An 18,626-nucleotide genomic window follows, 5' to 3' on the forward strand; every position below is an offset into this window, starting at 1 on the left:
AATGTGCAGTGGTGCACAATATTGCTCATGAATAAGCCATATTCGCACCATGAATAACCACACGCTGCCGGAGTGGACCGACCTGCGCTTCTTCCTCGAATTGGCGCGGGCCGGGACCTTGTCCGGGGCGTCGAGGCGGCTGGAAGTCGAGCACACCACGGTGGCAAGGCGCATCGACCGGCTCGAGGCGCAGCTGGGCACGACGCTGTTCGACCGCAGCCGCGAGGGGTATGAGCTCACCGAAATGGGGCAGGGGCTGCTGCCGCATGCGGAGGCGATGGAAAGCGCGGCGCTGGCGGCGACCGAGCAGCTGAGCGGGAATGAGGTGTCGGTGCAGGGCGTGGTGCGGCTGGGCGTGCCGGAGCTGTTCGCGGTGCGCGTGGTGGCGCCGCTGATGGTGAAGATGCTGCAGTCGCATCCTGATTTGAGCGTCGACCTGCTGGTGCTGCCGCGCTTCGCCAACCTGGCCAATCGCGAGGCTGACCTTGGCGTGATGCTCGATCCGCCGACGACGGGGCGGTACATGATTACGCGGCTGGCCACGTTCCGCATGCAGCTGTATGCGTCGCCAGATTACCTGGCCAAGCACCCGCCGATCCGCACCCAGCTGGACCTGGCGCGGCATGACTTTGTCGATTATGTACAGGACCGGCTGGCCAGTCCTGAGTTGAACTACCTGACCGAGCTTGGATTTACGCCGCGCCGGCGGCTGTGCTGCACGGGGATGCCGGCGCAGATTGAGGCCGCTGCTGCGGGCATGGGACTGATCATGGCGCCGCCGTATGCGGTACCCGATGACGGGCGGCTGGTTCCGGTCCTCACTGAATTCCATGCCGAGCGCTCGTTCTGGCTTGCGGCGCCGACCGACCTGTACCGCCTGCAGCGGGTGCGGGCGGTCTGGAACCTGCTGCGCGAATATGCAGAGGCGCGGCCTTCGCTGTTCATGCAAACAAGTGAACCGGTGCGTCCGCTGCGAGTTGGACCCTGACAGGTCTATGTTCGGGTGAGGTCGAGGGCATAGCACGCCGTTGCGTCGCAACCTAAGTTCACTCAATCACTCATTCGGATATGCGGCGGCGAAATGGATTGCGTTCGTTAAGTTCATCAATGTAGCTTTCGATTCCACCGCTCTCGCGTTCGAGAAACCGCTCAATCGCGTCGGCAAACGCCGTATGCGCAAGCCAGTGCGCGGACCAGGTTCGTGTTGGCAGGAATCCACGGGCCATCTTGTGCTCGCCCTGCGCACCGCCTTCGAACACAGCGATTTTCTGCTCGATACAGAACTCCAGCGGCTGGTAGTACGCAGTTTCAAAATGCAGGCACGGGACGTGTTCAAGCTCGCCCCAGTAACGACCGAACAGCGTGTCTTCGTTGTGAATGACCATCGATGACGCCACCGGTTCGCCGTCCCGCTCTGCGATCACCAGCATGATATTTTCCGGCATGGTCCGGCCGATGCGCAGGAAGAAGTCGAGGTTCAGGTATGGCGTCGAGTGGTGATCGCGATAGGTGTGGCGATAGCAGCGGTTGAATAGCCGCCAGTCGGATTCGGCCGCGTCGATGCCGCGCACGCGCCGCAGCACCACGCCGGCCTCCTGCACCTTGCGCCGCTCGGCGTTGATGTTCTTGCGCTTCTTGCGCTCCAGCGTGGCGAGGAACTCGTCGAAATCGCGGTAGCCCGCGTTCAGCCAATGGAACTGCACGCCGCTCCTGAGCATATAGCCCGCTTCCGCCAGTTGCTGGGCTTCTTCCTCCGGCGGATACAGGATGTGCGTCGATGACACGCCAGAGGCCTGCTGCGTCGCACGCAGCACGTCGATCAGCGCGGCACGCGCAGCCGCATCAACCGCCATCAGGCGCGGGCCGGTCACCGGCGTGAACGGAATCGCCGACAGCAGCTTGGGGTAGTACTCGAAGCCGTTGCGGTGATAGGCGTCCGCCCAGGCCCAGTCAAACACATATTCGCCATATGAATGCGACTTGACGTACAGCGGCATCGCAGCGGCCAGCTCCGCGCCGTCGTAAAGCACGATGAACTGCGGCTGCCAGCCCGTCTCCGCGCAGGCGCTGCCCGACTCGTGCAGCGCGTGCAGGAAGGCATACGACAGGAAAGGGTTGGGCTTGCCCTGGCGCGCGACCAGGGCGTCCCATGCTGGCTGGCCGATCTCGGCCAGGGAAGAAACGATATGCGTGCGATAATTCATTTATATAAAACCACTCGTATTTTTGCGCGGAAGTCATGAAGAATAACTTTTTCAACCTTTACTCGCACGATTTCGCACGCGTCGCCGTCGCCACGCCTCGCTGCAAGGTGGCCGATCCGGGCTTTAATGCGGCCGAAACGATCCGCCTTGCGCAGGAAGCGGCGGGACGTGGCGCCGTGTTAGTCGCCTTCCCGGAGCTGGGCCTGCCGGCTTATACCTGCGATGACTTGTTCCAGCAGCGCGCGCTGCTAGATGCATGTGAGGACGCGTTGCAGCAGGTCGTAGCGGCTTCCGCGAAGCTGTCTGCTGCCATTATCGTCGGCCTGCCGCTGCGCGTCGGCCATCAACTGTTTAACTGTGCCGCGGTGGTCGCGGGCGGACGCGTGCTGGGAGTGGTGCCGAAGAGTTACCTGCCCAATTATGGCGAGTTTTATGAAGCCCGCCAGTTCAGCGCGGCCGACTGCGCGTCGACTACGACGGTTGAACTGCTTGGCGAAAGCATCCCGTTCGGCGCCGGGCTGCTGTTCGAAGTGGCGAACCTTCCGCTACTGCGCTTCCATATCGAGATCTGCGAGGATGTATGGGTGCCGGTTCCGCCGTCGTCGTTCGCGGCACTGGCTGGCGCCACGGTGCTGGTCAACCTGTCGGCCTCGAACGTCGTCGTCGGCAAGAGCGGTTACCGCCACCAGCTGGTCGGACAGCAGTCCGCGCGCTGCCTGGCAGCCTACCTTTACACGTCTGCGGGCTTGGGTGAATCGTCCACCGATATGGCGTGGGACGGCCAGGCGCTGATCTACGAAAAGGGCGATTTGCTCGGCGAATCCGAGCGTTTCAACGACCAGTCGCACATTGTGTACGGCGACGTCGACCTCGAACGCCTGTCGCGCGAGCGCTTCCACACCACGACCTTTGGGCAGTCTGTACGCCGGCATGCGGGCGAGGTGTCGAAGTTCCGTGTCATTCGCTTTGAACTTGAAGTCCCGCGCGAGGGCGATCTGCCGCTGGAGCGCACCGTCGAGCGCTTCCCATACGTGCCTGCCGATCCCGCGCGGCGCGACGAGCGTTGCACCGAGGTCTATAACATCCAGGTGCAGGCACTGGTCCAGCGCCTGTCGTCGAGCGGGATTTCGAAGGTGGTCATCGGCGTCTCAGGCGGGCTCGATTCGACCCATGCGCTGCTGGTCTGCGCCAAGGCGATGGACCGCCTGAACCTGCCGCGTTCGAACATCCTGGCCTACACGATGCCGGGCTTTGCGACCAGCGAACGCACGCTGAAGCAGGCCAGGAACCTGATGGCGGCAGTCGGTTGCGCGGCGAAGGAAATCGATATCCGTCCGAGCTGCATCCAGATGCTGAAGGACCTCGGCCATCCGTACGCGGAAGGCAAGGAGGAGTACGACGTCACCTTCGAGAACGTGCAGGCGGGCGAACGTACCAGCCACCTGTTCAGGCTCGCGAACTTCAACAATGCGATCGTCATCGGCACCGGCGACCTGAGCGAACTGGCGCTGGGCTGGTGCACCTACGGCGTCGGCGACCATATGTCGCACTACAATGTGAATGCCAGCGTGCCGAAGACCCTGATCACCCACCTGGTGCGCTGGGTGGCGGACTCGGGCGCCATCGGCGCGGGTGGCTCGGATGTGCTGATCAATATCCTCGACACCGAAATCAGTCCGGAACTGGTTCCGGGCAAGGCGGGCGATACCAAGCCGGCCCAAAGCACCGAGCGCGTGATCGGCCCGTACGAAATGCAGGACTTTAATCTCTATTACATCCTGCGCTACGGCTTTGCACCGTCGAAGGTGGCGTTCCTGTCGTACTCGGCGTGGGGCAAGCGCGACGCGGGTGTGTGGCCCGACGCGCCTCACGCAAGCCGCAACGAGTATGGCCTGCCGGATATCAAGCGCTTCCTCGGCATCTTCCTTTACCGGTTCTTCAAGACCAGCCAGTTCAAGCGCTCATGCGTTCCGAACGGGCCGAAGGTCGGCAATGGCGGTTCGCTGTCCCCGCGCGGCGACTGGCGCGCACCGAGCGACTCGGAAGCGACCGTATGGATGAACGATCTCGCCAATATTCCGGACTGAGCAATAAACAATTGATACAATTTTTGATGCAAGTTAAGTGTGCGGGGTGACCGGCACGCGGTTCGCCGATATAGTTGTGGGTATTGCCGCAGCTGTGAAGGAACCGTCATGCAAAGAACCGCAATCGTCACCGGGGGAACCCGTGGCATCGGACAGGCCATTTCCCTTGCCTTGCATGCGGCTGGCCACCGCGTCGTCGCCGTCTATCACAGCAATACCGACGCCGCACGCGCCTTCTCGGACGCCAACGGCATTGCTGTCTTCCAATGGGATGTGTCGGACTTTGAAGCCTGCCGGCACGGCATCGGCAAGGTCGCGGAAACGCTCGGGCCGATCGATATCCTCGTCAACAACGCCGGCATCACTGACGACGCCATGCTGCACCGCATGTCGCCCGAACAGTGGTGGAAGGTCATCAATACCAACCTCGGCTCAATGTTCAACATGTCGCACCATGTCATTCACGGCATGCGCGAACGCGGATTTGGGCGCATCATTAATATCAGCTCCATAAATGGAGAAAAGGGCCAGCTCGGCCAGGCCAATTACTCGGCCGCCAAGGCGGGCATCCTCGGCTTTACCAAGGCGCTGGCGCTGGAGAGCGCTCGCAAGAACGTCACCGTCAACGCGATCGCGCCCGGTTATTGCGATACGGCGATGGTGGCCGAAGTGCCGCCAGAGGTGCTGAAGTCCATCGTGGAGGACATACCGGTAGGGCGGTTGGGAACGCCTGCCGATGTCGGACGGATGGTTGCTTTCCTGGCGGACGATGCCGCCGGTTTCATCACCGGAGCCACCTTCAACGTGAATGGCGGCCAGTATATGGAATAGGGAGGACAGATGGACGTGATTGAATGGACCCCGGCGATGGAGCTGGGCAATCCGGCGATCGACGAAGCGCACAGGGCTTTGTTCGACGAAATGGTGCGGCTATACGCCGCGCCGGACAGCGACCTGGCGGAAGGGCTGCCGAGGCTGTGCGACAGGCTCGAGCGCGATTTCCGTGAAGAGGAAGACGTGATGGAAGCCATGGACCTGCCCGACGTGAAGGAGCATCGCGAGCAGCATGCTCGGGTGTTGAGCGCGCTGCACCATGTCGTGGTGGGCGAGCCGGCGGAAGCGCGCGAGGCCTTGATGCTGTTGCCGCAGTGGTTCCAGCTGCACGTGGCGACGATGGACAGGTCGCTGGCGATGGGGCTGCATCCGGCGGGAACGGGCAGCCAGGCAAATGGAGGCTACGCAACCTTGTAGAAAGTGCCACGCGGCGCGCTCGTCGGCTAAAATAGCGGGCGAACCACCATACAAGGAGAAGCCATGAAACAGATTACCTGCGTGATCAAGCCGTTCAAGCTGGACGAGGTGCGCGAGGCGCTGGCCGACGTGAACGTGACCGGGCTGACCGTCACCGAGGTGAAGGGATTCGGCCGCCAGAAGGGCCATACCGAGCTGTACCGCGGTGCTGAGTATGTCGTCGATTTCCTGCCGAAGGTGAAGATCGAGGTGGTGGTTGATGACGGGATGGTGGAGCAGGTGGTTGATGCGATCATCAAGGCGGCGCGCACCGGCAAGATCGGCGACGGGAAGATTTTCGTGCAAGAGGTCGAGCAGGTGATCCGGATTCGCACCGGCGAGACGGGGCCGGAGGCGGTTTAAAGTCCGATTCATTGGATCCGTAGGGCGGCAGCCACGCTTATCCGCCCTACGCGAGATCAGCGTGGGCGGAAAGCGCGCAGCGCGCATTCCGCGTCACCTCCCGCTACCGCCCCATCTTAATATCAAACCGCCACGTCAGCAGCCGCAGGCCGGTAATGAACGTCGCGCTCGACCACAGCGCGAAATCATGCGGGAACTCGAAATGCCGCATGAGCAGATACATCCAGCTGCCTAAAAACGAACAGATCGCATACGGTTTCCCATCCCGGAACACCATCGGCACCTCGTTACAAACGATATCCCGCAGCACCCCGCCAAAGATCCCCGTAATCACGCCCATCATCGACGCGATGAAAATCGGCATGTTCGCATCCAGCGCCGCCGACACCCCCGCAATCGAAAACAGCCCCAGCCCGATCGCGTCGGCAATCACGATCAGCTTCTCGGACAGGATGTGCCGCAGCGTCCGGATTAGCGGCGTCGCTACCAGCGCCAGAACGAAAATCAGAATCGCGTATTCCTGGTGCGTTACCCAGAACAGCGGCCGCAGGTCGAGCAGGATGTCGCGCAGCGTACCGCCGCCAAACGCGGTGATGAAGGCAACGGTGAACACGCCGACCAGGTCCATGCGCTTGCGCCGGGCTTCAATGAAGCCCGAGAACGCGCCGACCAGGATCGCCATGATTTCGATGAATTTAATGAGGGTCATGCACAAAACGTAAGATAGCGATGTTGCTACCTTACCATGCGCATGACGGCAGGGGGAAGGGCGCGCGCCGCGGGCCCGGTAATACGAGCAGCGTCAGGCCGTCGGCAGCGCCGCCTTTAGCAGGACGATCAGCGCACCGTGCGGGCGCCCATCCATATTCGCTGCGCAGAACGCAATGACGTCGTCTTTCTGCTCCAGCCAGCTGTGCACCATCGAGCGCAGCACCGGTTCGCCGCCGGCCGAGCCGAGGCCTTTGCCGTGGATGATGCAGACGCAGCGCAGCTTGCCCTTGACCGCGCGGCGCAGGAAATCGCCAAGCTGGTCGCGCGCGGTGTCGCGCCGCATGCCGTGCAGGTCGAGCTCGTCCTGAACCTGCCAGTAGCCTTTGCGCAGCTTTTTCAGCACGTCGGAACCAACGCCACTGCGCGTGAAGCTGACACCCGGCTCATCTTCGAGCAGGTGCTCGACGTCGAAGTCATCGGACAGCGATTCGCGCAGCACCGCCGCGTCGTCGTCTGCCTGGCTGCGGAACTTCTGCCGCGGCGGGGGCGGATTCACCCCCGGCGGCGCGTTCGGAACATAGCGGTTCGACTCGGGCAGCTTCTTGACACCGCCGAGCGAGGTGTGGAACACGTTCGCTTCCTGGTGAGCGATGCGTTCACGCTGTTCGCGCTCGGCCTTTTCGATGGCGCGCTGCTCTTCCTGGACCTTGAGCGATTCCTTCAAGGCCTTCAGATCGGCAAAATCTTTCATCGACGCCATGATGTTTCCTCAGTCTTCCAGGCTTTCGAGGTAGCGCTGGGCGTCCAGCGCGGCCATGCAGCCGGTGCCGGCGCTGGTGACCGCCTGGCGGTACACGTGATCCTGCACGTCGCCGGCCGCGAACACGCCCGGAATGTTGGTCGACGTCGCCATGCCTTCAAGGCCGGTTTGGGTCTTGATGTAGCCGTCCTTCATGTCCAGCTGGCCTTCGAAGATGCCGGTGTTCGGCTTGTGGCCGATCGCCACGAACAGGCCGTGCACGGTCAGCGGGGTGATGGTGCCGTCGTCGGTGGACTTGATGTTCACCCCGGTGACGCCGCTTTCATTGCCGGTGACTTCTTCCAGCGTGTGGTTGTATTTGATGACGATCTTGCCTTCCGCAGCCTTGGCCTTGAGGCGGTCGACCAGGATCGGCTCGGCGCGAAACTTGTCGCGGCGGTGGATCAGGGTGACCTTGGTGGCGATGTTCGACAGGTACAGCGCTTCCTCGACCGCGGTGTTGCCGCCCCCGACGACCGCAACTTCCTGGCCACGGTAGAAGAATCCGTCGCAGGTCGCGCAGGCGGACACGCCCTTGCCCATGAACGCGGTTTCCGACGGCAGGCCGAGGTACTGGGCCGAAGCGCCGGTCGCGATGATCAGCGCGTCGCAGGTGTAGGTGGATGTGTCGCCAACCAGGCGGATCGGCTTTTCGTTCAGGTAGGTCGTGTGGATGTGGTCGAACACGATTTCGGTGTTAAAACGCTCCGCATGCTGCAGCAGGCGCTGCATCAGCTCAGGACCTTGCACGCCCATCGGGTCGCCTGGCCAGTTCTCGACGTCGGTAGTGGTCATCAGCTGGCCGCCTTGCTCGACGCCGGTCACCAGCATCGGTTTCAGGTTCGCGCGCGCCGCATAGACTGCTGCGCTGTAGCCGGCCGGGCCGGAACCGATAATCAGGACTTTGGCGTGTTTGGTAGTGGTCATGGGAGCTTTTATCGAAATGTGTATGAGACGAAACTGGGGCTTATCTACGCCAGATCAAGTGACGCTGGGGTTCAATATGCGTATCCAAGATTATAGACGATGATGCGTACGTGCATGAATGATGGGCATGTATTGCAATATATGGCTTAGAATGGACGGATTGCAGTCATAGCAGCAACGCGTTTCCTCAGAATGACAAAGACTAGCCAAGCCCAAACTTCCAGTTATACCCGCAACACCACCGTCCGGCAGCCGCTGCCGAACCGCCTGGTGCGCCTGTTGTCCGAGGCGCGCTGGATCGCGCTCGCGGTGATGTTCCTGTATTTTGTCATGATTCTCCTCAGCTATAACAAGGGTGACCCGGGCTGGTCGCACGAGGTGCAGGTGCCCAAGGTGATGAACCTGGGAGGCCGCGCCGGCGCCTGGCTGGCGGACCTGATGCTGTTCGTGTTCGGGTTCTCGGCCTGGTGGTGGTGCGTCTGCTTCCTGCGGCTGGTCTGGAAGGGCTACCGCTCGCTGACCGACAAGTTTGTGATGGAACGCGAGTCCGATCCCGAGCATGAGCATGAAGGCGCGATCCGCTGGGTCGGCTTTGCGCTGCTGTTCGTCGGCAGCGTCGGCATCGAATACCTGCGCATGCGCTCGCTGAACGTGCAGCTGCCGTTCGTCAATGGCGGCGTACTGGGCAAGATGATCGGCCAGAATGCGCACGATGCGTTCGGCTTCACTGGCGCCACTTTGCTGTTGCTGGCGCTGTTCGCGCTGGGTTTCTCGCTGTTCTTCCAGGTGTCGTGGATGGCCGTGGCCGAACGCATCGGCGAGGCGCTCGAGGACACCATTGAATGGTTCCGCCTGCGCTACCAGGACCGCGAGGACCGCAAGCAGGGCGAGGTTGCCGCCGTCAAGCGCGACGAGGTGGTCGTGCACGAGCGCGCCAAGCACGTCGAAAAACATGTCTCCGCGCCGCCGGTCAAGATCGAGCCGCAGGTGGTCGAGGTGGTCAAGTCCGAGCGTGTGCAGAAGGAAAAGCAGGCCGCGCTGTTCCAGGACTTGCCGGGCGACTCCAACCTGCCGCCGCTGTCGCTGCTGGATGAACCGCCGGAAATGCAGGAAACTGTTTCCGTCGAAACGCTGGAATTCACCAGCCGCCTGATCGAGAAGAAGCTGTCCGACTTCGGCGTCGAAGCCAAGGTCGTGGCCGCCTATCCGGGCCCGGTGGTAACCCGCTACGAAATCGAACCGGCCACCGGCGTCAAGGGCAGCCAGATCGTCGGCCTGGCGCGCGACCTGGCCCGTTCGCTGTCGCTGACCTCAATCCGCGTCGTCGAAACCATTCCAGGCAAAAACTACATGGCGCTGGAACTGCCGAATCCGAAGCGCCAGATCGTGCGCCTGACCGAGATCGTCGGTTCCAAGGTGTACAACGACAGCTCGTCGAACCTGACTATTGCATTGGGTAAGGACATTGCCGGCAAGGCGGTGGTCGCCGACCTGGCCAAGATGCCGCACTTGCTGGTCGCGGGTACGACCGGTTCGGGTAAATCGGTGGGTATTAACGCCACCATCCTGTCGCTGCTGTACAAATCCGACCCGGCCGACGTGCGCCTGATCCTGATCGACCCGAAAATGCTGGAAATGTCGGTGTACGAGGGCATTCCACACCTGTTGGCGCCGGTGGTGACCGACATGCGCCAGGCCGGCCACGCCCTGAACTGGGCCGTGAACGAGATGGAACGCCGCTATAAGCTGATGAGTAAGCTCGGCGTGCGTAACCTGGCCGGCTACAACGCCAAGATCGCCGACGCGGCCAAGCGCGAAGAACACATCCCGAATCCGTTCTCGCTGACACCGGATTCGCCAGAGCCTCTTGAGAAATTGCCAACCATCGTCATTATTATTGACGAGCTGGCCGACCTGATGATGGTCGTGGGTAAGAAGGTCGAGGAATTGATCGCTCGTATCGCGCAGAAGGCGCGCGCGGCCGGCCTGCACCTGATCCTGGCAACCCAGCGTCCGTCGGTCGACGTCATTACCGGCCTGATCAAGGCGAATATCCCGACCCGAATCGCGTTCCAGGTATCGTCGAAGATCGACTCGCGCACGATTCTGGACCAGATGGGCGCCGAAGCGCTGCTCGGCATGGGTGACATGCTGTACATGCCGCCGGGAACCGGCCTGCCGATCCGCGTGCACGGCGCGTTCGTATCTGATGAGGAAGTGCATCGAGTTGTAAAACATCTGCAATCTCTTGGCGAACCGAATTACATTGAAGGCATCCTCGAAGGCGGGACGCTGGAAGGCGAGGGCGGCGCTGAAGGCGGAGTTGCCGGCGAAGCGGGTGGCGAGGCCGATCCGATGTACGACCAGGCAGTTCAGGTTGTGCTGAAGAACCGCCGCGCATCGATCTCGCTGGTGCAGCGCCACCTGCGCATCGGCTACAACCGCGCGGCGCGCCTGCTGGAGCAGATGGAAAACAGCGGAGTCGTCTCCGCCATGCAATCTAACGGCAACCGGGAAATTCTCGTTCCTGCTGCCAGTGCTGAATAAAGAAGGAACCACATGGGTATCAGCTTGAAGAATACATTGGGCGTTGTCGTTGCCGCAGGCGCGTTGGCGCTGTCGGGTTCGGCGTACGCAAGTGCGCTGGCCCAGTTCAAGACCTTCGTCTCCAGCACCAAATCGGCGCGCGGCGAATTCACGCAGCGCCAGGTCAAGAAGGCCGAGGGCAGCAAGGTAGCGGCGCCATCCACGGGCACGTTTGTGTTTGCGCGTCCGGGCAAGTTCATCTGGACTTACCAGAAGCCGTACGACCAGCTGCTGCAGGCCGACGGCGACCAGCTCTATATCTATGACAAAGACCTGAACCAGGTGACGGTCAAGAAGCTGGGCGATGCGCTGGGCTCGTCTCCTGCCGCGATCCTGTTCGGCAGCAACGACCTGGAAAAGAACTTCACGTTGAGTGAAGCGGGCACGCGCGATGGGCTGGAATGGCTGAACGCGACACCGAAGTCGAAAGACACGGCATTTGAGCTGATCAGCATCGGCCTGCGCAACGGCACGCCGGAAGCGATGGAGCTGAAGGATGCGTTCGGGCAGACCTCGCTGCTGGCATTCCAGAAGTTCGAGAAGAACCCCAACCTCGGCGCGCAACAGTTCAAGTTCGTGATGCCGAAGGGCGCTGACGTCTTCAACAGCAACTAGCTCGTCGTTCCCGGAGTTTTTCAACCTCCCTTGGTTTTTTCGACATCACCCACTCGAACCGGGCTGGCGCAGCCGTTGTCATATAATTTTGCCACGTACAACCCTCCAAACCCAATCCGGACCCGCCCGTGGATGACCTTTTCAAGACCGCGCCTTCGCCGCCCCTGGCCGAGGCGTTGCGCCCGGCCACCATCGACGAGGTGATCGGCCAGAGCCATTTGCTGGCGCCCGGCAAGCCGCTGAACCTGGTGTTCAAGTCTGGCAAACCGCACTCGATGATCCTCTGGGGCCCGCCCGGCGTCGGCAAAACCACGCTCGCGCGCCTGACCGCCAATGCCTTCGAATGCGAATTCATCGCGCTGTCGGCTGTGCTGTCCGGCGTAAAAGATATCCGCGCATCGATCGAGCAAGCCGAGCATTACCTGGCCGGCGGCAAGCACACGATCCTGTTCATCGACGAGATCCACCGCTTCAACAAATCGCAGCAGGACGCCTTGCTGCCGTTCGTCGAATCGGGCCTGGTGACGCTGATCGGCGCCACCACTGAAAACCCTTCATTCGAGGTCAACTCGGCGCTGCTGTCGCGTTCGCAGGTATATGTATTGAAGGCGCTGACGGATGCCGAGATGCTGCAGCTGCTCAAGCGCGCGCAGGAGAGGGTGCTGCACCATCTTGAATTCGACGAGGTGGCGATCGCCACGCTGATCGGCTACGCCGACGGCGACGCGCGCCGCTTCCTCAACCTGCTGGAACAGACCAAGACCTCGGCCGAAACCTCCGGCATCAGCCGGATCACCGGCGAATTCGTCGACAACGCGCTGACCTTGAACTCGCGCCGCTTCGACAAAGGCGGCGACAATTTCTACGACCAGATCTCGGCGCTGCACAAGTCCGTGCGCGGCTCGCATCCCGACGCGGCCCTGTACTGGCTGTGCCGCATGCTCGACGGCGGCGCCGACGCAAAGTACCTGTCGCGCCGCATCGTGCGGATGGCGTGGGAAGACATCGGCATCGCGGATCCACGTGCCATCCAGCTCGCCAACGACGCTGCGGCAACCTACGAGCGGCTCGGCTCGCCCGAAGGCGAACTCGCGCTTGGACAGGCAGTCATCTACCTCGCGATCGCAGCCAAGAGCAATGCCGGCTATAACGCGTACAACCGCGCAATGGCGTTTGTGAAGAAAGACAAGTCGCGCGAAGTGCCGGTCCACCTGCGCAATGCACCGACCAAGCTGATGAAGGAACTCGGCTACGGCCACGAATACCGCTACGCCCACGATGAACCGAATGCGTATGCGGCGGGCGAAACCTACCTTCCCGACGGCATCGCCGAACCGCGCTGGTACGAACCGGTCCCGCGCGGCATCGAAGCCAAGATTGCTGAGAAGTTGGCCTGGCTGCGTAGTCTTGATGAGGATGCGCAGGCGTAAGGCAGTCGCTGCTGTACGTCTACGCGGAATCGAGTGCCGTCAGCCGTTTCGGGCAGCCTTCACCATCGCAGCCGACAATTCGTCAAAATAAGATAACGCAGCCTGGGTCAGCTCGACCTGCTTGCGCCGGCTGTCCTCCGTATCCGACAGAGTAATCCATCCCTTTTCCCGCATCGATTTAAGCCGCCTGTGCACCGTCGCCGGAGCGCCCAACTGGTCATGCGCCATGACGTCACGCACGCTCAGGCGCGCGTTCGCCTGTCCGGCCCGCGCGACCAGTTCAAGAATCCGCTCCTCCAGCGGATCGAGCGCCGGCAGAGTTGGCAACCCCCGCAACGCTTCCGTCAAGTTCAGGAAACGCAGGTACAGGTCTGCAGGGCGGGTGGGCTTGGTCATTTTTTATTGATTGGTATGCTGCGTTAATTGATTAATTGCAACTTGTTTCCCGGATGTATATACTTTTAGCTTATATACGTCCGTTTTGTGCCGCTTTTACTAAGGGAAGCTCATCGATGTCGCAAGCCCGTCTGAACCTGTGCATGGCTGCTGCTACCGTTGTCCTGTTTTGCTCCGCATTGTTCGTCAACGAACTGCTGTTTACAAAACTCGAATTCGTCCCCGGCATCAATTGGATTTACCTTCCGGCCGGCATGCGCCTGCTGTGTATCCTGCTATTTGCCGAGGCGGGCGCGGTTGGCCTGTTGCTGGTCTCGTGGGGCGTCTGCTTCCTGTATTTCTTTCCGGATGACGTACTGCGCTCGTTCGTCGGCGGTATTGTCGCCACTGCGGCTCCCTACCTGGTCTACCGGGCCGCCGGGTGGCTCGCCGGGGCGCGCACATCGCTAGCCGACCTGACGCCCACGCGCTTGCTGGCCTATGCCGTCGCGTTCTCGATCGCGAGCCCGTTACTGCACCACTTCTGGTTCGCGCTTCGCGGACAGGATAACCTGCTTTGGGGTTTCCTGGCCATGGCTGCGGGCGATCTCGCGGGTACGCTGATCGTGCTGTATTCGGCAAAGTACTTGCTCACGATGCTCTCGCCACGCCCGGCTACCCAGCACCCGTAAAAAATATTACCAGAGTTAAACTAATTTCTGTACAGAAACCGGTTTGTTATGTAGAGTTTCGTTCTAAATATTAGAACAATAGGAGCAATGCATGAAGTTCAATTCGAAACTGGTACACGCGTCGGCCCTGGCTGCAATGGTTGGCCTGATGAGCCTGCAGGTTGGCTGCGACGAGCACGCCGGCGCAAAAATCAGCGGCGCATTTTTTGCCGATGCGCAGGACGTCACCGCGAGCGTCAATGGGAAAATTTCAGAAGGCAAGTTTAAGGAAGCGCAGGACGAGGGCATCGCGTTCCTGAACGATCATGAGGATAAGTCCGGCCAGTTGGCCTGGGCCCTCGCTAAAGCCAGCGCAAAACTCGGCAACCATGACCTGGCAATTAAATATGCGGGCGAGGCCTTCAAGGCCGGCGCCGTGAGCAACGTGCAGCTGATGTCCGAGCCGATGCTCGAGCCAGTTCGCACCGATATTCGCTTCACCTCCCTCGCCGCCGGCATCGACGCACCTGGCCCGGATGCGGCCGCCTCACCCGCTGCATCCGCTTCCGGCGCCGTCAACGCGACGGCCGGCGTGGAAGCCAGCGCAGGCGACGTCTCGGTCATGCTGCCGGACTAAACCACGCGCGGCGCCCTCGTTTTCCTCCTCACCTGAGACTCAAAAAATGAAAAAAACCTTACTGGTATCGGCTCTGCTCGCCCTCGGAATCGTCGGAACCGCCCACGCAGAGCCGCTGTCGGCCAATGGCCTCCATGAAGTCAGCATCAAGGCAAGCGGCGACGTCATCAACGCGCGCCGCATCGTGCGCGAACGTGCCGAGAACGACGCAGTCGCGTCGATCCTGAAAACGAAGCTCGGCGCGAACGTCAACGAGCCGAAGGTGCAGAACGCGCTGGTCGACCTGCGCAAACAGCTGGTCGACAGCATGCGCACCAGCTTCAGTGCCGAAGGCGACGTGCTGACCGCGAAGACCGTGCTCACCGTCGACTCGGTGCAGTTCATGGAGCTGACCCGCTCGCTCGGCGTGGCCTCGCAGAACGCCAGCGAGGGCGCCAAGGTGCTGTTCCTGATCGATGAATACTACGGCGTCGGCACCAGGCTCGATCCGTCCCAGCCGCTGCTCACGGAGATCGATTATTCGCACGACAAGAGCTCGATGTCGGACCGCACCGCCACCAGTTCCGGCGCGAAGAGCGCGTCGAGCGCATCGGCCAGCGCCGCCAAGTCCAGCTTTGCGGCGGCGGCGTCGGACAAGTCGGCCTATGCCGCCAGTTCGTCGTCATCGGCCGCCGGGCGCGACCGCGCATCGTTCGCAGGCTCGGACAAGCAATCGTTCTCGGGTTCCGACCAGGGCTCGGCCGCCTACCGCGACGGATACGGGGCAAGCGCCGCCGCGCGCAACACGCAGGTAGCCGGCGCGCGCGACACCAAGGTCGCAGGGGCGCGCGACACCCAGTTCGCTGCGGCGCAGAAGTCGTCGGCGGCAGGAAGCTCGTCGTCGTCGGCAGCGGTGGCGGCATCGTCGGCGAGCGCAAGCGCATCGAAGTCGTCCAGCGCGTCGAGCTACGCCACCCGCCAAAACGATGTCGAACGCCAGAACGACGTGGTGAACCTGAAGGTGCGCCAGGTATTCGCCGGCATCGATAACGCCAAGCCGGCCGACGACACGTCCGCGCTGATCAGCAACAAGCTGCAGCAAGTGGTCAAGGAGTTCGGCCTGAGCTTCACCGACGAGCGCGATTTCCGCGTCGAAGGCGGCCGCCGCCTGACCGTGTCGGAGATCGAGAAGCAGCAGAAATTCGGCGCCTACCTCGCCAAAGCCGCACAGCCCGGCTACCGCGCCAAGTACCTGGTGTACGGCAAAGCGGTGATGCAGTCGGAAGGGGAGACGTCGAGCGGCCAGGTGCAGTGCGCCGGCCAGCTGGCGCTGACCTCGTCCGACGTCGACACCGGCGACGGTTTCGTCTCCGGCACCATCGGCAAGCGCGCGCTCGGCTCGTCCGACCAGAACTGCCGCTCGAACCTGGCCGAAGCGCTGGCGCGCAGCCTGGCCGACACGGTCGGCACAACCGCCCAGCGTGAAGTGCAGATGGCGCAGACACGCGGCCGCACCTACAACGTGATGCTGTACAGCGCGTTGCGCGTGCCGGCCAAGCTGCGCCGCGATTTCTCGGCGCGCCTGAAAGAAATCAATGGCGTGGTCGACGTCGGCGACGACGAGAACGCCACCCAGGAAATGCGCCGCTGGAAGGTAACGGCCAAGGGTAACTTCGCCGAGCAGGTGGAAGACCTGATCGACGCCGTCGCGGAAGCCGACAACTCGGCCTACAAGAACGCCACCTTCGCCAAGCGCGGCAACAACATGATCTTCTGCATCGAAGGCAAATGCCCGGAGGTGTTCTGATGGCAGCCGCAGCGCGCATCGCGGCGCTGGTCCTCGGACTGGCCGCGTGCTCGGGCGCGGCCGCCGCGTCGTTCCACCTGTTTCCTGTACAGGAGATCGAGGGCGTGTCTGCCGAGGGCAGGGCGGCTCGTCCGCTGGTCGACGCGCGCGTGCTGGACCGGCTGTTCGGCGGCGAGCCGGGCAAGCAGGCCCAGCGCGCGATGGTCGATCATTTCGTGGCGCAGCTGGGGCAGGCCTATCCGGGCTCGCTGATCCATCCGAAACAGGTGTATGACACCAACATCGGCAGCGGTTACAAGTTCATTAACGATGACAACGGGCAGTGCCGCCAAGCGCCGTCGTTCAACGTGGCGGACACCTACGCGGTCGTGATCGGCGTGACCCGCGCTTCGCTGTATGAAGTCGTCAAGGACGACAACATCGAAGTGCTGATCCCGGTAACGCTGAGCCTCCAGTTCGTCAAGCCGAACCTGGCCAAGGTGGTCTACACCATGAGCGAGACCGCGTACTCGCCATTCCGCTTTAGCAAGGCGGAGTACGCGTCAGGCGCGGCCGATGCCGTGATCCGCGCACAACTGATGAAGAACGTCACTGCCCAGGTCGGCAGCCTGGTGGCAGCGGCGCGCGCCGCGTTCAACCCGAAGGACGTGGTCGTCAAGCTGGTGGGCAAGGACGGGAAATACTTTGTCGCCGACCAGGGCGTCGAGGCAGGCTTCGTCAAGGGGGAGCAGGTCGAAGCGCGCGACAGCGCAGGCAATGCCTACATCTTCGACGTGCTGTATGCCGACAGCGGCTATGCCGTGGTCAAGCCGGTGGCCGGTTCGGTCTCGGTGGGCGACAGCCTGAAGTTTGTGTTCGAGACCGCGGCCGACGACAGCCGCAAGCCGCGCCTGATGCCGGTGGTGAATGCCGGCCCGGGCAACGAATGGGCGAGCGCGGTATCGGACATGTTCGCGCGCGACATCGGCTTCAACGCGTCATTCCAGCTGAGCCCAGTCGACGTGCACTTCACGCAGACCAAGCAACTGGTTACGCGCTCGGCCAACTGCGTCACCTGGCAAAAGTATCCAAGCATGACCCAGGCCTCGGGTGAGCGTAAGGATCCGCCTGATTTCTTCCTGCGTTTCACGCCTGTGCTGACGCCGCTTGCGACGCTGTCGGGGGCGGGCGGGACCAAGACGTCGGAACGCTTCCATACGCTGGTCACGGCGCAGGTGATCGACCAGTTCGGCAAGGTGATTTATTCCGAAGCCGGCGACAACGACTACGCGATCGACAAGGTTAACGGCGCCGGCCTCGGCTTTGCAGAGGCCAAGGAAGTGTCGCTGAAGAATGCGACCGGAAAACTGGCGCAGAACTTCATCGCGAAAGTGCGCTTTGCACCCAAGGACTACAAGGTCGTCAAGGTCGACCAGCAGCGTATCTGGGTCGAAGGGCTGGCGGGCATGCCGACGTCCGGGAAGCTGAGCTTCACTGTGCTGCATCCGCTCGACGCGATGGTACGCGGCAAGCCGGCCTTGCTCGAACTCGAGACCGGCGCAGGCGCGGCCGACCTGCTGGCCGAAGGCGAACTGCTGGGGCTGCCGTATTCGGCGACCAACCCGTCCTTGCCGGCGCCGCGCCGCGGCGACCTGGTGCGTTTGTATGCACAGGCAGTACCTGGCGTCGCCAGGATCGTGGATTGCGACGAGGGGCCGTTCATCGGGCAGAACAACCTGGTCGACGCCCCGTACCTGGCGCCCCTGGTGCGGCACGCGCTGTACCAGTCGAAAAAGTTCGCCAGCCACATCGGCGATCCTGCCTTCTACGCCACGACCAACCAGTTGCTCGGCTTGGGCCTGTTCGACCTGCAGGTCGAGCGCCCGGAGATCGAGGTGTGCAGCCAGCCCGGCTACGTGATCCGCGAGGATGCCGCCGCCTGCGAAAGCGCCGACAACTGCAAGGCCACGGTGACGATGGGCCTGGTTACGCGGCTGAAGAAGGGTAGCGAAGTTTATAAAAGCATCAGCGCCGGATTGAAGACCGAGTACAGCGGCTTCCCGTCGGCAAACAAGAGCTCGTACTACGGTTACAAGCAGTTAGGCAATGGACTGTCCATGCAGTCCGATCTCATTAATAAACTCAACCAAAACTAAGGGAAAACCT

17 protein-coding genes are annotated in these 18,626 nt (G+C 62.1%); 12 read left to right on the forward strand and 5 right to left on the reverse strand.

Going from position 1 to position 18,626, the window contains the following annotated elements:
- Nucleotides 1–49: 49 nt before the first annotated feature.
- The gene (locus HHL21_RS11890) at nt 50–988 is read left to right on the forward strand and encodes a LysR family transcriptional regulator (protein WP_169466059.1); all 939 of its coding nucleotides are present in this window, start codon (nt 50–52) and stop codon (nt 986–988) included.
- A 70-nt stretch (nt 989–1,058) separates the two neighbouring features.
- Here the strand turns inward: HHL21_RS11890 and HHL21_RS11895 are convergent, their stop codons facing one another.
- A complete protein-coding gene (locus HHL21_RS11895; RefSeq protein WP_169466061.1) occupies nt 1,059–2,204 on the reverse strand; it encodes a GNAT family N-acetyltransferase in 1,146 nt (381 codons plus the stop codon).
- A gap of 35 nt (nt 2,205–2,239) precedes the next feature.
- On the opposite strand from HHL21_RS11895, the gene HHL21_RS11900 reads away from it, so the two are divergent.
- From HHL21_RS11900 to HHL21_RS11915, 4 genes are all read left to right on the forward strand, one after another.
- A complete protein-coding gene (locus HHL21_RS11900; RefSeq protein WP_169466063.1) occupies nt 2,240–4,291 on the forward strand; it encodes an NAD(+) synthase in 2,052 nt (683 codons plus the stop codon).
- 108 nt (nt 4,292–4,399) lie between these two features.
- Complete coding sequence (gene phbB / locus HHL21_RS11905) at nt 4,400–5,122, forward strand: acetoacetyl-CoA reductase (protein WP_169466065.1); 723 nt, start codon at nt 4,400–4,402, stop codon at nt 5,120–5,122.
- Between the two features lie 15 nt (nt 5,123–5,137).
- Nucleotides 5,138–5,542 carry a bacteriohemerythrin gene (locus HHL21_RS11910; protein ID WP_169466067.1) on the forward strand — a complete coding sequence of 135 codons (405 nt, stop codon included), beginning with the start codon at nt 5,138–5,140 and terminating at the stop codon, nt 5,540–5,542.
- A gap of 63 nt (nt 5,543–5,605) precedes the next feature.
- On the forward strand, nt 5,606–5,944 hold the full coding sequence (locus HHL21_RS11915) for a P-II family nitrogen regulator (protein WP_169466069.1): 339 nt from the start codon (nt 5,606–5,608) through the stop codon (nt 5,942–5,944).
- 103 nt (nt 5,945–6,047) lie between these two features.
- Here HHL21_RS11915 and HHL21_RS11920 read toward each other — a convergent pair whose 3' ends face one another.
- The 3 genes from HHL21_RS11920 to trxB form a co-directional block, all read right to left on the reverse strand.
- On the reverse strand, nt 6,048–6,653 hold the full coding sequence (locus HHL21_RS11920) for a trimeric intracellular cation channel family protein (RefSeq protein ID WP_169466071.1): 606 nt from the start codon (nt 6,651–6,653) through the stop codon (nt 6,048–6,050).
- 93 nt (nt 6,654–6,746) lie between these two features.
- Nucleotides 6,747–7,415, reverse strand: coding sequence for a Smr/MutS family protein (locus tag HHL21_RS11925; RefSeq protein WP_169466073.1), 669 nt, complete (start codon nt 7,413–7,415; stop codon nt 6,747–6,749).
- Between the two features lie 9 nt (nt 7,416–7,424).
- Nucleotides 7,425–8,381, reverse strand: a complete 957-nt coding sequence (gene trxB, locus HHL21_RS11930) for a thioredoxin-disulfide reductase (protein WP_169466075.1) — start codon at nt 8,379–8,381, stop codon at nt 7,425–7,427.
- Between the two features lie 192 nt (nt 8,382–8,573).
- On the opposite strand from trxB, the gene HHL21_RS11935 reads away from it, so the two are divergent.
- The 3 genes from HHL21_RS11935 (at nt 8,574) to HHL21_RS11945 (ending at nt 13,012) form a co-directional block, all read left to right on the forward strand.
- Nucleotides 8,574–10,928, forward strand: coding sequence for a DNA translocase FtsK (locus tag HHL21_RS11935; protein ID WP_169466077.1), 2,355 nt, complete (start codon nt 8,574–8,576; stop codon nt 10,926–10,928).
- Nucleotides 10,929–10,940: 12 nt separating this feature from the next.
- A complete protein-coding gene (lolA, locus tag HHL21_RS11940) occupies nt 10,941–11,582 on the forward strand; it encodes an outer membrane lipoprotein chaperone LolA (protein WP_169466079.1) in 642 nt (213 codons plus the stop codon).
- Nucleotides 11,583–11,710: 128 nt separating this feature from the next.
- The gene (locus HHL21_RS11945; protein ID WP_169466081.1) at nt 11,711–13,012 is read left to right on the forward strand and encodes a replication-associated recombination protein A; all 1,302 of its coding nucleotides are present in this window, start codon (nt 11,711–11,713) and stop codon (nt 13,010–13,012) included.
- A 39-nt stretch (nt 13,013–13,051) separates the two neighbouring features.
- Here HHL21_RS11945 and HHL21_RS11950 read toward each other — a convergent pair whose 3' ends face one another.
- Nucleotides 13,052–13,408: a winged helix-turn-helix domain-containing protein gene (locus HHL21_RS11950; RefSeq protein WP_169466083.1), complete on the reverse strand. Its 357-nt coding sequence runs from the start codon at nt 13,406–13,408 to the stop codon at nt 13,052–13,054.
- A gap of 116 nt (nt 13,409–13,524) precedes the next feature.
- On the opposite strand from HHL21_RS11950, the gene HHL21_RS11955 reads away from it, so the two are divergent.
- From HHL21_RS11955 to HHL21_RS11970, 4 genes are all read left to right on the forward strand, one after another.
- Nucleotides 13,525–14,079: a hypothetical protein gene (locus tag HHL21_RS11955; RefSeq protein ID WP_169466085.1), complete on the forward strand. Its 555-nt coding sequence runs from the start codon at nt 13,525–13,527 to the stop codon at nt 14,077–14,079.
- Between the two features lie 91 nt (nt 14,080–14,170).
- Complete coding sequence (locus HHL21_RS11960; RefSeq protein ID WP_169466086.1) at nt 14,171–14,695, forward strand: hypothetical protein; 525 nt, start codon at nt 14,171–14,173, stop codon at nt 14,693–14,695.
- A gap of 46 nt (nt 14,696–14,741) precedes the next feature.
- Nucleotides 14,742–16,481, forward strand: coding sequence for a hypothetical protein (locus tag HHL21_RS11965; RefSeq protein WP_169466087.1), 1,740 nt, complete (start codon nt 14,742–14,744; stop codon nt 16,479–16,481).
- Nucleotides 16,481–18,616 carry a hypothetical protein gene (locus tag HHL21_RS11970; protein ID WP_169466088.1) on the forward strand — a complete coding sequence of 712 codons (2,136 nt, stop codon included), beginning with the start codon at nt 16,481–16,483 and terminating at the stop codon, nt 18,614–18,616. Before HHL21_RS11965 ends, HHL21_RS11970 begins: the two co-directional genes overlap by 1 nt.
- The last annotated feature ends 10 nt before the right edge of the window (nt 18,617–18,626 follow it).

Source organism: Massilia polaris, assembly GCF_012927275.1.
Lineage (GTDB): Bacteria > Pseudomonadota > Gammaproteobacteria > Burkholderiales > Burkholderiaceae_D > Telluria_A > Telluria_A polaris.

What these genes read in the sequence shown, in the direction of transcription:
- HHL21_RS11920 (WP_169466071.1), bottom strand. Translation starts at nt 6,653, where the DNA reads ATGACCCTCATTAAATTCATCGAAATCATGGCGATCCTGGTCGGCGCG.
- HHL21_RS11915 (WP_169466069.1), top strand. Translation starts at nt 5,606, where the DNA reads ATGAAACAGATTACCTGCGTGATCAAGCCGTTCAAGCTGGACGAGGTG.
- HHL21_RS11890 (WP_169466059.1), top strand. Translation starts at nt 50, where the DNA reads ATGAATAACCACACGCTGCCGGAGTGGACCGACCTGCGCTTCTTCCTC.
- lolA (WP_169466079.1), top strand. Translation starts at nt 10,941, where the DNA reads ATGGGTATCAGCTTGAAGAATACATTGGGCGTTGTCGTTGCCGCAGGC.
- HHL21_RS11960 (WP_169466086.1), top strand. Translation starts at nt 14,171, where the DNA reads ATGAAGTTCAATTCGAAACTGGTACACGCGTCGGCCCTGGCTGCAATG.
- HHL21_RS11970 (WP_169466088.1), top strand. Translation starts at nt 16,481, where the DNA reads ATGGCAGCCGCAGCGCGCATCGCGGCGCTGGTCCTCGGACTGGCCGCG.
- phbB (WP_169466065.1), top strand. Translation starts at nt 4,400, where the DNA reads ATGCAAAGAACCGCAATCGTCACCGGGGGAACCCGTGGCATCGGACAG.
- HHL21_RS11950 (WP_169466083.1), bottom strand. Translation starts at nt 13,408, where the DNA reads ATGACCAAGCCCACCCGCCCTGCAGACCTGTACCTGCGTTTCCTGAAC.
- HHL21_RS11965 (WP_169466087.1), top strand. Translation starts at nt 14,742, where the DNA reads ATGAAAAAAACCTTACTGGTATCGGCTCTGCTCGCCCTCGGAATCGTC.
- HHL21_RS11935 (WP_169466077.1), top strand. Translation starts at nt 8,574, where the DNA reads ATGACAAAGACTAGCCAAGCCCAAACTTCCAGTTATACCCGCAACACC.
- HHL21_RS11925 (WP_169466073.1), bottom strand. Translation starts at nt 7,415, where the DNA reads ATGGCGTCGATGAAAGATTTTGCCGATCTGAAGGCCTTGAAGGAATCG.
- HHL21_RS11895 (WP_169466061.1), bottom strand. Translation starts at nt 2,204, where the DNA reads ATGAATTATCGCACGCATATCGTTTCTTCCCTGGCCGAGATCGGCCAG.
- trxB (WP_169466075.1), bottom strand. Translation starts at nt 8,381, where the DNA reads ATGACCACTACCAAACACGCCAAAGTCCTGATTATCGGTTCCGGCCCG.
- HHL21_RS11955 (WP_169466085.1), top strand. Translation starts at nt 13,525, where the DNA reads ATGTCGCAAGCCCGTCTGAACCTGTGCATGGCTGCTGCTACCGTTGTC.
- HHL21_RS11900 (WP_169466063.1), top strand. Translation starts at nt 2,240, where the DNA reads ATGAAGAATAACTTTTTCAACCTTTACTCGCACGATTTCGCACGCGTC.